The 14,772-nt window shown below is 60.4% G+C and carries 13 protein-coding genes; 6 read left to right on the forward strand and 7 right to left on the reverse strand.

The genetic code is table 11. The features are described 5' to 3' along the window. Nucleotides 1-6: 6 nt before the first annotated feature. Together iolC and iolD are read right to left on the reverse strand one after the other, a co-directional pair. Nucleotides 7-987: a 5-dehydro-2-deoxygluconokinase gene (gene iolC, locus K3728_06515; protein ID UWQ97475.1), complete on the reverse strand. Its 981-nt coding sequence runs from the start codon at nucleotides 985-987 to the stop codon at nucleotides 7-9. Next, nucleotides 987-2,858: a 3D-(3,5/4)-trihydroxycyclohexane-1,2-dione acylhydrolase (decyclizing) gene (gene iolD / locus K3728_06520; protein UWQ96864.1), complete on the reverse strand. Its 1,872-nt coding sequence runs from the start codon at nucleotides 2,856-2,858 to the stop codon at nucleotides 987-989. The genes iolC and iolD overlap by 1 nt, the downstream gene beginning before the upstream one ends. Nucleotides 2,859-2,963: 105 nt before the next feature. On the opposite strand from iolD, the gene K3728_06525 reads away from it, so the two are divergent. From K3728_06525 to K3728_06535, 3 genes are read left to right on the forward strand one after another with little or no spacing between them, the layout of a single operon-like run. After that, the gene (locus K3728_06525; protein ID UWQ96865.1) at nucleotides 2,964-4,067 is read left to right on the forward strand and encodes a Gfo/Idh/MocA family oxidoreductase; all 1,104 of its coding nucleotides are present in this window, start codon (nucleotides 2,964-2,966) and stop codon (nucleotides 4,065-4,067) included. Nucleotides 4,068-4,078: 11 nt separating this feature from the next. After that, nucleotides 4,079-4,969 (forward strand): sugar phosphate isomerase/epimerase, encoded by an 891-nt coding sequence (locus tag K3728_06530; GenBank protein UWQ96866.1) that lies wholly within the window; start codon nucleotides 4,079-4,081, stop codon nucleotides 4,967-4,969. Nucleotides 4,970-5,008: 39 nt separating this feature from the next. Next, on the forward strand, nucleotides 5,009-6,142 hold the full coding sequence (locus K3728_06535; protein ID UWQ96867.1) for a Gfo/Idh/MocA family oxidoreductase: 1,134 nt from the start codon (nucleotides 5,009-5,011) through the stop codon (nucleotides 6,140-6,142). Between the two features lie 100 nt (nucleotides 6,143-6,242). On the opposite strand, the gene K3728_06540 is transcribed toward K3728_06535, so the two are convergent. After that, complete coding sequence (locus tag K3728_06540) at nucleotides 6,243-7,241, reverse strand: LacI family DNA-binding transcriptional regulator (protein UWQ96868.1); 999 nt, start codon at nucleotides 7,239-7,241, stop codon at nucleotides 6,243-6,245. Nucleotides 7,242-7,420: 179 nt separating this feature from the next. Here K3728_06540 and K3728_06545 point away from each other — a divergent pair, with 179 nt between their 5' ends. The 3 genes from K3728_06545 (at nucleotide 7,421) to K3728_06555 (ending at nucleotide 10,414) form a co-directional block, all read left to right on the forward strand. Beyond that, on the forward strand, nucleotides 7,421-8,368 hold the full coding sequence (locus K3728_06545) for a sugar ABC transporter substrate-binding protein (GenBank protein UWQ96869.1): 948 nt from the start codon (nucleotides 7,421-7,423) through the stop codon (nucleotides 8,366-8,368). Between the two features lie 145 nt (nucleotides 8,369-8,513). After that, a complete protein-coding gene (locus tag K3728_06550) occupies nucleotides 8,514-9,644 on the forward strand; it encodes an ABC transporter permease (protein ID UWQ96870.1) in 1,131 nt (376 codons plus the stop codon). Then, a complete protein-coding gene (locus K3728_06555) occupies nucleotides 9,644-10,414 on the forward strand; it encodes an ATP-binding cassette domain-containing protein (protein ID UWQ96871.1) in 771 nt (256 codons plus the stop codon). Before K3728_06550 ends, K3728_06555 begins: the two co-directional genes overlap by 1 nt. 76 nt (nucleotides 10,415-10,490) lie before the next feature. On the opposite strand, the gene K3728_06560 is transcribed toward K3728_06555, so the two are convergent. The 4 genes from K3728_06560 to fahA form a co-directional block, all read right to left on the reverse strand. Then, the gene (locus K3728_06560) at nucleotides 10,491-10,673 is read right to left on the reverse strand and encodes a DUF2783 domain-containing protein (GenBank protein UWQ96872.1); all 183 of its coding nucleotides are present in this window, start codon (nucleotides 10,671-10,673) and stop codon (nucleotides 10,491-10,493) included. After that, entirely contained in the window at nucleotides 10,670-12,313 is a 1,644-nt protein-coding gene (locus K3728_06565; protein ID UWQ96873.1) for an FAD-dependent oxidoreductase, read from the reverse strand. The genes K3728_06560 and K3728_06565 overlap by 4 nt, the downstream gene beginning before the upstream one ends. Before the next feature lie 74 nt (nucleotides 12,314-12,387). Continuing rightward, nucleotides 12,388-13,338: an MBL fold metallo-hydrolase gene (locus K3728_06570; GenBank protein ID UWQ96874.1), complete on the reverse strand. Its 951-nt coding sequence runs from the start codon at nucleotides 13,336-13,338 to the stop codon at nucleotides 12,388-12,390. A 150-nt stretch (nucleotides 13,339-13,488) separates the two neighbouring features. Beyond that, nucleotides 13,489-14,739 carry a fumarylacetoacetase gene (gene fahA / locus K3728_06575; protein ID UWQ96875.1) on the reverse strand — a complete coding sequence of 417 codons (1,251 nt, stop codon included), beginning with the start codon at nucleotides 14,737-14,739 and terminating at the stop codon, nucleotides 13,489-13,491. Between the last annotated feature and the right edge of the window lie 33 nt (nucleotides 14,740-14,772).

A 14,772-nucleotide genomic window follows, 5' to 3' on the forward strand; every position in this document is an offset into this window, starting at 1 on the left:
ATCCTTTCAGGCCGGTTCACCGGCGCGGGTCGGCCCGGGGTGTTCGTTCAAAAATGCGTCCAGTTCGGCGTGGGTGGGCATGGCGGGGGCGCATCCGACCCGGGCCACGACCATAGCGGCATTGGCAGAGCCTTGTAGCACAGCTTCGCCGATGGGCAGACCGTCGGCCAAGCCCGACACGAAACCGCCCATGAAGCTGTCTCCGGCACCTGTGGGTTTCAGGGCCTGCGTGCGGTAGATTCCGGTGCGAACCTCACCCTCCGGGGTGATCGTGACCGCGCCTTCTTCGCCCATTTTGTAGACCGCGATGGCGGCGCCATTTCCTACCAATTCACGTGCTTTTTCAAGGCCTTGGTCGTAGTCTCCGGCCATAAATCCGAACTCCACATCATTGCCTACGATCACATCACACATGGCCCCGGCGCGGGAATAAACTTCGGCAGCGACCTCGGCTGAGGGCCAGGAGTAGGGGCGGTAGTCCACGTCAAAGATCAGCGGCAACCCGGCCTCTTTCGCCAGCTCGAACGCGCGGAATGCGGCGCTGCGCGAAGGCTCTGCCGCGAAGACCGTGCCGGTGGTAATCAGCGCGTCGAAAGCGGTGTAATCCACGGCTTCTACATCGGCGATTGTCATCTCAAAATCAGCGGCGCCATTGCGATAGATCACCGACTGGTGATCCTCGATCCGGGTCTCAACCACGGCGAGCGAATTGCGCGCCTCGCCGCCTTCGGCATGCACATGGGTGCGGTCGATGCCGTAGTGGTCCAGCTGATTGCAACAGTACCGACCGATCGCGTCATCGGCGACGCGGGTGACCAAAGAAGCCCGTCCCCCAAGGCGCGTGATCGCGACGCCGATGTTGGCGGAGGAGCCGCCAAGGCAGGTGAAGAAATGCGTTGCGTCCTCGGTCCGGGTGCCGGGAGGGTCGGGGTACATATCCATCCCCGCACGGCCGATGATAAGGAAGTTTTTGCCCTGAATCTGCATCACACGCCCTGCCTTTGCTTGATGCGCTCCGCTTCCCATTCCGCGTGCTTCTCGCGCACGTTAGGATTGTCCGAAACCTGTGCGGTCCCGACCTCCCACCAGGCGTGCCCGCCGGTGGTCCAGCCCTCATAGGGGTCCACCTTCATCACGATGACGGAGGTCTTGTCGGCGGCCTTGGCGCGCTTGAAAGCCTCGGCCAACTCGGCAGGGTTGGACACAGTTTCGGTTGCCGCCCCCATGGACCGGGCGTGGGCGTCGAAGTCTACGGTGAAGGGCTCGGGGACCGTGGGACAATCCTCGATCAGGTTGTTGAAGCTCTCGTTCCCGGTGTTGTTTTGCAGCTTGTTGATGACGGCAAAACCGCCGTTATCGAGCACAAGAACGATCATTTTCTTCTGGGTCAGGACACTTGAGTAAATGTCCGAATTCATCAAGAGGTAGCTACCATCCCCGCAGAAAACGATCGTATCGGCTGTGGACTCGCTTTCGGATTGTGCAATCCGCGCGCCCCAACCACCTGCGATCTCATATCCCATGCAAGAGAAGCCGAACTCGACATCTACAGTACCCACATCAAGGGTGCGCCAGTTGGCTGTCACTTCCGCGGGAAGCCCCCCTGCGGCGGCAACAACACGGTCGCGTTTGTCGCAAAGTGCGTTCACAACACCGATGGCTTGAGCGTAAGAATTGGGTCGGTTTCCGGGGGCCACGTTGTCCGCGACATAGTCAGTCCATTTCGCGCGTTCGGCCTTGGCTTTATCCGTCCATTCTGCCGGAGCCGCGTAGCTTCCCAAAGCTGACCCAAGGGCCGGAAGACTCTGCTTGGCGTCACCCACCACTGGCAGCGAAAGATGCTTGGCAGCATCGTGGCGGCCGACATTCAAACCGATCAACCGCGCATCTTTGGCGAAGGCAGTCCACGATCCGGTGGTGAAATCCTGCAACCTTGTCCCAACGGCAAGGATCACATCGGCCTCTTCCGCGATGGTATTAGCCGAGTCCGATCCCGTAACGCCCAACGGCCCGATGTTCAGCCCGTGATCGTCCAACAGGTTCGCGCGCCCGGCGATGGTTTCGACGACAGGGATGTTGTGCGCCTCGGCGAAGGCGGTCAATTCGGCCACGGCGCCTGCGTATTGTACGCCGCCACCCGCAATGATCATGGGACGTTTGGCCTGCTTCAGCGCCGCCGCGGCATCGGCGATCTCTGCGGCGTCGGGCGCTTGGCTGCGAATGCGATGAACGCGACGTGCGAAAAAGGCTTCGGGGTAGTCGTAGGTCCAGCCCTGAACGTCTTGGGGCAAGCCAAGGAACGCCGGACCGCAATCGGCGGGATCCAGCATGGTGGCCAAGGCGGCGGGCAGGGATTGGATGATCTGCGCGGGATGCGTGATTCGATCCCAGAAGCGGGTCACGGCCTTGAAGGCATCGTTAACGCCGAGGGTTGGGTTCCCGAAGTGCTCAAGCTGTTGCAGCACCGGATCGGGCAGGCGGGTGATAAAGGTATCGCCGCACAACATCAGCATCGGCAACCGGTTGGCGTGGGCAAGGGCTGAGGCTGTCAGCAAGTTGGCCGTGCCGGGCCCGGCGGAAGCGGTGCAAAACATGAAGCGGCGGCGCAGGTGGTACTTGGCGTAGGCGGCGGCTGCAAAGCCCATGCTTTGTTCGTTCTGGCCACGATAAAGGGGCAGCTCATCTTGCACCGGATACAGCGCCTCGCCTAGGCAGGGCACGTTGCCGTGGCCGAAAATTCCGAAACCCCCGCCACAAATGCGGGTCTCAACGCCGTCAATCTCGATGAACTGATTCATCAGATAGCGCACGATGGCCTGCGCCACGGTCAGCCGAATTGTAGATGTCGGTGCGGTCATTGTATTTCCCCGGTCGGATTCCAGATTGGATATTGCGAAGGTGTCACTTGCAGGATACGTGTTTTGCAACCGGTTGCAATACGGTTGCGCAAGGGAGGGTGCTTTATGGGCGAAATCGGCATTGGCTTGGTCGGCGGCGGCTATATGGGAAAGGCCCATGCGGTCGCAATGGCATCTGTTGGCGCGGTGTTCAACACGGGCCTGCGCCCGCGGCTGGAGATGATTGCCGCCTCTAGCGAGGCCTCGGCGGAGCGCTACCGTGCGGTCTTTGGATTCGCTCGCGCCACGGGGGATTGGCGGGCGATGGTGGCGGATCCGAAGGTAGAGGCCATCGTGATTGCGTCGCCTCAAGACACGCATCGAGAGATCGCCGAAGCCGCTTTTTCTGCTGGAAAGCCAGTGTTTTGCGAAAAGCCTCTTGGTGCCTCGTTCGAGGATGCTTCCGCGATGGTCGCCGCGGCGGAGGCCACCAATCTGCCCAATATGATCGGCTTCAACTACGTGCGCACCCCCGCCACACAATTCGTGCGCAAGCTATTGGAGGAAGGCGCGATTGGTGATGTGACCTGGTTCCGGGGCGAGCACACAGAGGATTTTCTGGCCGATCCCAACGAACCGGCAAACTGGCGCACCACCGGGCGTGCCAATGGCTGCATGGGCGATCTTGCGCCCCATATGATTAATTGCGCGTTAGCTTTGATGGGGCCGATGGCGGAGGTTTCCGCCTCGATCGAGACCGTTCATGCAACGCGCGGCGGGGTAAAAGTTGATAACGACGACCACGCTCAGATGATGGTTCGATTCGCGAATGGCGCGATGGGGCACCTTTACTTTAGCCGTACGGCAACCGGGCGGAAAATGGGCTATGCCTATGAAATACATGGCACAAAAGGCTCTATCTGCTTCGATCAAGAGGACCAGAATGCCGTTCACCTCTACCGGGCTGAGGGGCCAGAGGCGACGCGCGGATTTGTGAAAATCCTCATGGGGCCGGAGCACCCGGATTACCTTCCTTTCTGTCAGGGGCCGGGGCATGGCACGGGCTATCAGGATCAAATCATTATCGAGGCGCGTGACTTCCTGCGTGCCATCGAAACGGGCACATCTATCTGGCCCACCTTCCGCGACGGGCTTGATGTCAGCCGCATCATCGACACCGCCTTTGTGGCCGCCGAAACCGGCGGTTGGGCTTCTATCCCTCAGGATTGAAAGGGAAATTCATGACTATTCGTATCGGTAACGCACCTTGTTCATGGGGCGTGGAATTCGCAGATGACGCCCGTAATCCCACGTGGCAGTCGGTTTTGTCTGACTGCGCGGCAGCGGGCTATAAGGGGATCGAACTGGGGCCAGTGGGCTTCATGCCAGAAGATCCGGCGCTGTTGGGCGACGCATTGATTGAGCATGACTTGGAGCTGATCGGTGGCGTCGTTTTCCGCCCGTTCCACGACCCGAATGCCTGGGACGATGTGCTGGACGGTGCCGTCCGCACCTGTAAGGCGCTGACGGCCCATGGTGCGGAACATCTTGTTTTGATTGACTCTATCTCTCCTCGACGTGCGCCCACCGCGGGCCGTGCTGATGCCGCCGAGCAGATGGATGCGGGTGAGTGGGCCGCTTACCGGGACCGGATCGCGAAGATCGCAAAAATCGGAGCCGAGGAATACGGGTTGACCGTGGGTATTCACGCCCATGCGGCGGGGTTCATGGATTTCGAGCCTGAGTTGGAACGTTTGTTGGATGAAGTACCCGAAGAGATCTTGAAAATTTGCTTCGATACTGGTCACCACTCTTACGCGGGTTTCGATCCCGTGGCTTTTATGAAGCGCCACATAAACCGCATTTCTTATATGCATTTCAAAGACATCGACCCCGTTGTTAAAGCGGACGTGATCGCGAAAGGCACCGGATTTTACGATGCATGCGGTCAGGGGATCTTCTGCAACCTGGGTCAGGGCGATGTGGATTTCCCTGCTGTGCGCCAGATCTTGTTGGACGCCGGGTTTGAGGGCTGGTGCACCGTGGAGCAGGATTGCGATCCGCTGTTGGATGTGCGCCCTCTAGATGATGCGCGTGCCAACCGTGAGTATCTGCAAAGCATTGGCTTTTAAGCACGACCCGGGCCGAGGCCCGGTCTACAGGAGGCGGCGATGACAAAGCTGAAATGGGGTATGATTGGTGGCGGTGAGGGGTCTCAGATCGGGCCCGCGCACCGCCTTGGGGCGCAGGCCGATGGGAACTTTGTTCTGACGGCTGGCGCATTGGATCATGACGCGGAGAAGGGGCGTAAGTACGCTGAATCCTTGGGGGTTTCGCCGGATCGTGCCTACGGCGATTGGCGCGAGATGCTGGCCGCGGAATCCGCGCGGGAGGATCGTGTTGATCTGGTGACGGTGGCGACGCCGAACTCCACCCACTTCGAGATTACCAAGGCGTTTCTTGAAGCCGGCTTTAATGTCCTGTGCGAAAAGCCCATGACGATGACCGTGGAGCAGGGCGAGGAGATCGTCCAAGTTGCGGAAAAGGCAGGGAAAATATGCGCCGTTAACTATTGCTACTCGGCCTATCCAATGGTGCGGGAAATGCGCCATATGGTGGCGCAGGGCGAGATCGGGAAGGTCCGTTTGGTCGTCACGAATTTCTCTCATGGACACCATGGGGATGCGACGGATGCCGACAACCCTCGGGTTCGGTGGCGCTATGATCCTGAAATGGCTGGTGTTTCTGGCCAGTTCGCCGATTGCGGCATCCACGCGATGCATATGGCCAGCTTCATCACCGGCGACGAGGTGCGAGAGCTTTCCGCCGACTTCGCCAGCGCGATCGACAGCCGGGTTCTGGAAGATGATGCTATGGTTAACTTCCGCATGGAAGGCGGCACCGTGGGGCGGCTCTGGACCTCGTCTGTGGCGATTGGGCGGCAGCACGGTTTCGACATCCAAGTGTTTGGAGAGACTGGCGGATTCCGGTGGGCGTCCGAGCAGCCGAACCAAGTTTACTACACGCCTGTGGGTGGGCGGACACAGATCATGGAGAAGGGCGAAGGTGGTCTTTCCGATGAGGCAACCCGCCTGAGCCGCGTGGCAATTGCGCATCCCGAGGGCTTTCCCCTGGCCGTCGCCAATATCTACGTGGATTTGGCCAGCGCGATCCGAGGCGGGTCATCCGCCAACCTGCCCAAAGCGGTGGACGGGGTGCGGTCCATGGCGGCGGTATATGCGGCGGTGGATTCGGCCAAAGAGCGCGGAAAATGGGTTGATGCGCGGCCTCCGATGTTCCGTTAAGGGCAAATAGGGCGTCGCTAAAGCCCGTTGTGCCGCAGCCACACATTCTACGCACGGAATCGCCCAACACGGCCGGTTTCGTGCAACATTTTACGCAATGTTAACCTAGCGGGCGTAGGGTGCCACGCTCTACCACCCGGCATGGGAACAGCCGGGTTTCGGGGTGTCGGTTGGGTGCCTCCACCGTATCAACCACCAGATCAATGGAGGCGCTGATAATCTCCGCCACGGGTTGGCGGATCGTGGTGAGGTTAATACTTTGCCACGCGGCCATTTCCATATCGTTCAACCCGATGATCCCGATGTCGCCGGGCACCGATAGCCCGGCCTCCTGGACCGCCGATAGCGCCCCGACGGACAGAACATCGTCACCGCAGAAATATGCCTCTGCGGGGTCGGTCATCAGCAACTTGGTCATCTCGACCCGACCGGCGTCGAAGGAATAGGCCTGCGCATAAGACACCGAAACTTCTATCTCAGGTTGGTTACGCAGCGTGCCTAAGAAGCCCAGAGCCCGGTCTTGGGTAGAGGTTGCGTCCTTTGGGCCGCCCAAGAAGGCCACTTTTTTATAACCCCGTGCCGCCAATGTTTCCGCGGCCATTCGGCCGCAGGCGACGTTGTCGATTCCCACCACATGGACCTGAGGCGCGGCCGCATAGCGGCCGAAAGAATGAACGACGGGAATGCCCGCGGCGCGGTAAGCCTCGGCAAAGCTGGGGGGTAGGGTGGAGGAGGCGACGATGGCCCCGTCCACCGAATACTGCCGCATCATGCGCACAGAGTTCACCGGGTCCGTTTCATCGGAAAGGTTCACCAGAAGGGGGCGCAATCCTCGATCCTGAAGACCGCGTGTGAAGCGGTCAAACACTTCTAGAAACAAGGGGTTGTGGAAGTTGTTGGAGACAAGGCCGATCAACTTCGTGCGGCCTGTGGTCAGCGACGAGGCAAGCGCGTTGGGCGAGTAGCCCAAGTCATCGGCCGCGCGTTCCACCTTGGCTCGGGTCTTGGAGGAAACTGACGCGCCCTTGGTAAATGTGCGCGAAACAGCAGAGGTCGAAACGCCCGCACGCATTGCTACATCTTTTAAGGTTACGGCCATGGTTCCACTTAATCTGAGGCGCTCTGGTATGCCAGAGCCAACATCGATGAGCATCATCCTGCTGCGGTCGGAAATTTATTGCAACCGGTTGCAAAAATTCCGAATCACGGCTACGCTTTTCGTCAAGGCGGGCAAGGCAAGTGCCATTCGACCCGCCCCATATCTTTTGGGAGGAAAATATGAACGCATTTTTCAAGACGATGGCAGTCACCGCGGTTTCCGCAGTTGCCCTGATGGGTGCCACGGCGGTTCACGCTGAAGGCGAGCGTTATGTGCTGGTCAGCCATGCACCGGACAGCGACAGCTGGTGGAACACGATCCGCAACGCCCTGGCTTTGGCCGGCGAGCAGATGGACGTAGAGGTTGAATACCGCAACCCGCCAACTGGCGACATCGCCGACATGGCGCGTCTGATCGAGCAGGCGGCGGCTTCTGGCCCAGACGGCATCATCACGACACTTGCCGACCCCACCGTTCTGTCCGACAGCATCCAAGCTGCCGTAGATGCGGGAGTTGACGTCATCATCATGAACTCTGGCACGCCAGAGCAAGCGCGCGAAGTGGGCGCTTTGATGTATGTTGGTCAGCCCGAATATGACGCGGGCTTCGCAGCAGGTCAGCGCGCATCTGGCGACGGTGTCACCAACTTCCTCTGCGTGAACCACGTCATCTCTAACCCCGTTGTGGCCGAGCGTTGCCAAGGCTTCGCCGATGGTCTGGGTGTGGAACTGGGCGAGAGCATGATCGACGCCGGTCAAGACCCTCAGGAAATTCAAAACCGGGTCATGGCTTACTTGAACGCCAACCCTGAAACTGATGGCATCCTTGCCCTTGGGCCAACATCGGCTGACCCCACCATCCTGGCGCTAGAAGAGCTTGGCCTGGCCGGTGACATCTACTTTGGCACGTTTGACCTTGGCGAAAACATCGTCAGCGCGATCCGTGACGGCGTGATCAACTGGGGCATCGACCAGCAACCCTTCTTGCAGGCCTATCTGCCGGTTGTCGTGATGACCAACTACCACCGCTATGGCGTGCTGCCGGGCAACAACATCAACTCTGGCCCCGGTTTCATCACTGCCGATGGTCTTGAGTTGGTCGAAGCTCTGGCCGGCGAGTACCGCTAATTTGCCAACCGCCCCGTGCATAACAATGTACGCGCGGGGCTAGGTTTTCAGGGCGGGCGGCGGCGACGTTGCCTGTCCTTTTTTTATTCCAAGACACGCAGTTCAGAGGTGCCCATTGGGCGCGAACGACCGGGGAGACAGAGAGATGAGTGAAACGCAGCCATTGGCCGCAGGCGGTCCAGATGATGAGCGCATAAAGGAACAGGGCGGGTTCCGAAAATGGCTTATCCGCCCCGAGTTGGGCGGCATCGTCGGCGTAATCGCCGTATTCGTATTCTTCGGCATTTTGGCGGGCGACAGCGGCATGTTTAACGCCCAAGGCATCATGAACTGGAGCCAGATTTCCGCGCAATTCATGATTATCGCCGTTGGGGCCTGCATGTTGATGGTCGCCGGAGAGTTCGATCTTTCCGTAGGCTCGATGATCGGTTTCGCGGGAATTTCGATTGCGATGTTCGGCGTCGTCTGGGGCCTGCCCATGTGGCTGGCGATCGTCATCACCTTCGCGATCTGCCTGACCATTGGCGCTATCAACGGCATCATTGTGGTGCGCACGGGCTTGCCGTCGTTCATCGTGACGCTGGCGTTCCTGTTTATCTTGCGGGGCTTTACCATCTTCGTGCCGCAAACGGTTGAAAGCCGCACCATCATTGGCGGTATCGAAGAAGCGGCAGAGGGCGATTGGCTGGCCGCACTTTTCAACACCGATCTGGCCGGGTGGTTCTTTGTCTGGCTCGCCGATATCGGTTTAGTCGATACCTTCACCCGAGGCACCCGAGAGGGGGAGCCGGTGATTAGCGGTCTGCCAATGCTGATTGTTTGGGCGATCGTTCTGGTTATCGCAGGCCACATCATTCTGACCCGCACCAAGTACGGCAACTGGATTTTCGCGGCTGGCGGCGACGCACAGGCGGCACGTTACGTGGGTGTTCCGGTGGACCGGGTGAAGATCTCGATGTTCATGACGACAGCGTTTTGCGCCACGGTTTTTGCCTGTGTGCAGGTGTTTGAATTCGGCTCAGCCGCCGCCGACCGCGGTATCTTGAAAGAGTTCGAGGCGATCATTGCCGTGGTCATCGGGGGCGCGTTGCTAACCGGCGGATACGGCTCGGTTATGGGGGCCGCCTTGGGCGCGTTGATCTTTGGCGTCGTTCAGCAGGGCCTGTTCTTTGCGGACGTGGAAAGCAGCCTGTTCCGGGTCTTCCTTGGCATCATCTTGTTGTTCGCCGTGGTTTTGAACACCTACATCCGCCGCATCATCACGGGAGAGCGTTAATGTCTGATCCAATCGTGAAAATGGTCGATATCGAAAAGCACTTCGGCCCGGTTATTGCTCTGAACGGCGTCTCTTTCGACGTGCGGGCGGGGGAATGTCATTGCCTTCTGGGTGATAACGGCGCGGGGAAATCGACCTTCATCAAGACGATGTCGGGGGTGCATAAACCCACGTCCGGCACCATTTTGTTCGAGGGCCAGGAGATGAACTTCTCGTCCCCGCGTGACTCGATGGAGGCCGGAATTGCGACGGTTTACCAAGACCTTGCTATGATCCCGCTGATGTCCGTCACCCGTAACTTCTGGATGGGCCGCGAGCCTACGAAGCGGTTCGGCATGATCGACTTCGAGAAGGCCAATTCCACCACGATGTCCGAGATGAGGAAGATGGGCATTAACCTGCGCTCGCCCGATCAGGCGGTAGGCACCCTGTCGGGCGGCGAACGTCAGACCGTTGCCATTGCACGGGCTGTCTACTTCGGTGCGAAAGTGCTGATTTTGGACGAGCCGACCTCGGCCCTTGGGGTGCGGCAGACGGCGAACGTTCTGGCCACGGTGGACCGGGTCCGCAAGGCGGGCATCGGCGTGGTTTTCATCACCCACAACGTGCGTCACGCTTTGGCTGTGGGTGACCGGTTCACGGTGCTGAACCGGGGCAAAACCCTCGGCACGGCTCAGAAGGGTGAGATCACACCGGAAGAACTGCAAGACCTTATGGCTGGTGGCCAAGAGATGGCGCAGCTTGAAGGCTCGCTTGGTGGCACGGTCTAACAGACCACTTCTCCAGCGCTAAAAGCCGATGTCAGAGCGCCCTCGAAAGAGTGGCGCTCTGATCGCTTCTGGGGGATTAAGCCGCGGCCTGAAGTGCCGCGCGAATAATGTCTCGATCCCCAATATGGTTGGCAAGAATCAGGATCAGCCGCGCGTTCAAAGCGTCGGATTGGTCCTTGGATAGCCCATCATGGGCGGCCAGAAGGTCATCGTAGAAGCCATCGGGATCGGAAATGTTGGGTTGCGTATTCAGGGTCATGGGTGGCCTATGGCGGTAAGGATGGCGTCGCGGATCTGGGCGGGTGTAGCTTTGTCCCATCGGGCCGCGACATGTTGGTCGGGGCGGATCAGGTAAAGCGCGTGGGGCGCGTCGCCCAGATATCGCGCGCGCAAATCGGGGGTGATGCGATTGCCCGATAGCCTGACAGTGTTGAGCGGAAGCGCACCGGGAAGCTCGTTTACTGCCGGAACATCCGTTTCAAGACTTAGCAAGGTGAATCGGCCCAAAAGTAACTCTAGAAGATGACTTTCGGTAAACACCTCTTCCTTGCCATCGGTCAGCGGGGCATCGGGGCAAGGCGAACCGGGCCGTGTTCGTTGCGGCCCCCCGGGCAGGGCGTCGGGGGTGTTGAGGGGCATGTTGTCGTAGGTGCTTGGCACGGAAAGGCGGCCTGAATTTACCATCGGCCGGGCGAAGGCGTGATCCTTGGCCAGCGTCAGCACCGCGTTGCGGAAGATCTTGGAGGTCTCGGATTTCGGGGTCAGGAAATCGGTGGCACGGGTGGAATTAAGGATATTCTCATCCGCCGCGAACGCCCGTTCCTCATGATAGCTATCAAGTAAGCTGTCGGGGGCGCGGCCCTTCAGAACAAGGTCCAACTTCCAAGCGAGGTTATCGGCGTCCTGGATGCCCGAGTTCGCCCCGCGCGCCCCGAAGGGAGAGACTTGATGCGCGCTGTCGCCTGCGAAGAGCACACGCCCATGGCGGAAGCGCTCCATCCGGCGGCACTGGAACGTGTAGATAGAGGTCCAAACAAGATCGTATTGCGTGCCTGCGGGCAGGAATTCGTCGATGCGTTGGCGGATGCGATCCTCGGCCAGTTCGGCCTTGCGGTCGATGTCCCAGCCGAGTTGAAAGTCGATGCGCCAGACATCATCGGGTTGCTTGTGCAGCAAGGCCGATTGCGGCTTGGCGCTGAGTGGCGGTTCAAACCAGAACCAGCGCTCTGTCGGGAAGGGGGCGGTCATTTTTACGTCCGCGATCAGGAAGTTATCCTCGAACACGCGGCCATCGAAGGTGAGGCCCATCATATCACGGGTGGGCGAACGCGCCCCGTCGCAGGCGATGACGTAATCGGCTGTGGCTTGGTAAGGACCGTCTGGCGTGTCGATGGTTAACGTGACCTTGTCGGCGTCCTGCGTGAGCGCGGTAACGACATTGCGGCCCCGGATCTCGATTGGTTTTCCGGCAGCCTCGGCCACACGGAGTTGATCGACGAGGAACTTTTCAAAGTAGGGCTGTTGCAGGTTTATGAAAGCCGGATTGCGATGGCCATCTTCTGGAAGGAGGTTGAAGTTGAAGACTTCGCCGTCGCCATGAAACACGCGCCCCGTGTTCCAAACGACACCCTTCTCACGCATGGGCCCGCCCGCGCCAAGCCGGTCGGCGATTTCAAGGGTGCGCTTGGCGAAACAGATCGCACGAGAGCCTTGGCCGACGCCGTCATGATCATCGAGGATCAGGGCAGGCGTCCCCTTTTGCGCAAGGTCCAGACCCGTGGCCACGCCGATGGGCCCGCCACCGATGATGATGACGGGATGATGCGCCACGCGCTGTTGGTCAGGAACCGGCGCGTAGGGGTAGAGGGTGTGAGCGAGGGCGTAGGTGGCTCCGACCATATGCGTGTCCTTCCGTGTAGACCGGGCCTTGGCCCGGATTGCGCCGTCCCCGGGCCAAGGCCCGGTTTACGGGGTCAGCCTTGGAGTTGCTCCCACATCTCCAGGTCGCGTTTGTCGGTCCAGATGCGCGGGTGAGCGATGCCACGGGCCTCATCAAAGGCGCGGGCGACGTTGAAGGGGAGGCAGTGCTCGTAGATGGCGTAGTCTTTGAATTTGGGGTCGCATTCGGCGCGGACCGCGTCCCAGGCGTCCTTGAGCGTGCCGTTTTTGGCGGCGACGCGGGCGGCGGGGGCGTAGGTGGAATTGACGAAATCGCGGGTGGAGGCGATGGCGCGATTGACGGCCTCATCTCCGATCAGCGCACCGCCACGACCGGGTGCAATGGCGTCTGGCTGGAAGGCGGCGATGTTGTCCAGCGTATTGCCCCAATCGGCGAAGTGCCCGTCGCCGCAGTAGCAGGCGGAGTGGTCTTCGACGATGTCCCCGGTGAACAGAACGTTGGCGTCGGGGACGTGAATGACGGCGTCGCCTGCCGTATGGGCACGGCCGATGTGGGAGATATCCACGCGACGAGAGCCGAGGTAGACGGTCATTGCATCGGAAAAAGTGGTGGTGGGGTAGGTGAGGCCGGGGATCGACTCGTGTCCTTCAAAGAGGCGGGGGAAGCGTTGAAATTCGCTATCCCAATCCTCCTGCCCGCGCTCCATCACCATGCCGCGCGCGGCGTCGGACATGATGATCTGGTCGGCGTTGTAGGCCGACGCGCCAAGGACGCGGACAGCATGGTAGTGGGTGAGGACCACGTGAGAGATTGGCTTGTCGGTGACGGAGCGCACGCAGTCGATCACCTTGTTGGCCAGGCGCGGGGTGGCTTGGGCCTCGACGATCATGACGCTGTCATCACCGATGATGACGCCGGAGTTGGGGTCGCCTTCAGCGGTGAAGGCGTAGAGGCCGTCGCCGATTTCGTCGAAGGTGATGGCTTTCTCGGTCATGTCGCCTTGGGATGCGAAAGCTTTGGCCATGGTGTGTTTCCTTAGGTGGTCAGCGCCGGGCGCGCGTGAAGGAGAGGGAGCAGCGCCCGTGGGGCGCGGGGGATTGAGTTGTATTTGCCAAGATGAAAGAGGGAGCGGCCCGCCCGTGGCGTGGAGGGCGGGGCGCTTTTCTTGGAAGTGTTAGGGTGTGAAGGGGTCTTTGGCGGCGGGGATAACTTTGCCAACACAGGGGCCGAAGCCGATTTGGTAGCCGTCGCCGTAAGAGGTGCCGTGCAGCGCGAGGGTATCGCCGTCTTCGATGAAGGTGCGGGTGCCGGAAGCTGTTTCCAGCAGCTCTTTGCCGCCCCAGGAGAGTTCCAGAAGGGAGCCGCGGTTCTGTTTCTCGGGGCCGGAGATGGTGCCGGAGCCCAGAAGGTCGCCTGAGCGCATGGGAGAGCCGGCAGTGGCGTGGTGGGCCAGTTGCTGGGCCGAGGAGTAATAGAGCTCATCGGCGTTGGTTTGGGCGATCTGTTCGTCGTTAAGGGTGACGGTGAGGGAAATGTTGTGGTTCATCGGCGTGGTGTCGGAGAGGTGCGGCAGGAGGGCTACTTCACGCGGCGGGGTAGCGGTGCGGAAGGGTTTGAGGGCGGCGGCGGTGACGATCCAGGGGCTGATTGTGGTGGCGGTGGCTTTGGCCTGGAACGGGCCGAGGGGTTGGTATTCCCAAGCTTGGATGTCGCGGGCGGACCAGTCGTTGAGCAGGACGTAGCCGAAGATATTGGCGTCGGCTTGGTCAACGGTGAGGGGGCCGGAGGAGGAAGTGCCGACGATGGCGCCCAGTTCCAGTTCGATGTCGAAGCGCCGCGAGGGGGCGAAGATCGGCATGTCGTGGTCGGGGGATTTGAGTTGGCCCCAAGGGCGGCGAATATCGGTGCCGGAGACCACCACGGAGGATGCGCGGCCGTTATAGCCGATGGGCATATGCAGCCAGTTTGGCGGCAAAGCGTTTTCGGCGCCGCGGAACATGGTGCCGACGTTGGTGGCGTGGTGACGACCGGCGTAGAAGTCCGTGTATTCCGCCACTTGGAACGGCATGTGCAAGGTGGCCTCGGCCATGGGCACGGAGAAGGTGGTGATGATGTCCTGCGTGGCCTCATCCGCGTCTTCGGACAGCATGGCGGTGAGGGCGGCGCGGTAGGCGGCCCAAGCGGGGGCGCCCAGTTCCATGAAGTCGTTCCAGTAGGGGGCATCGAGGACGTCGGCATCGGGGTCGGCGCGAAGGTAGCCTGCCTGTTCCAGTCCGGTGGCGTCAACAATGCGGTCGCCGATGGCGACGCCGCAGCGCAGGTCGCCGTCTTCGACGGAGAAGACGCCGTAAGGGAGGTTGTTGAGGGGGAAATCCGTGGTGGCGGAATTGGCGGAGGAGAGCCAGGAGCGTTTTAGGTCAGACATGGGTCACTTTCGGTGCGGATTGGAGTTGGCCGA

Source organism: Rhodobacteraceae bacterium M385, from assembly GCA_025141835.1.
In the GTDB taxonomy this organism is placed as follows: Bacteria; Pseudomonadota; Alphaproteobacteria; order Rhodobacterales; family Rhodobacteraceae; genus Gymnodinialimonas.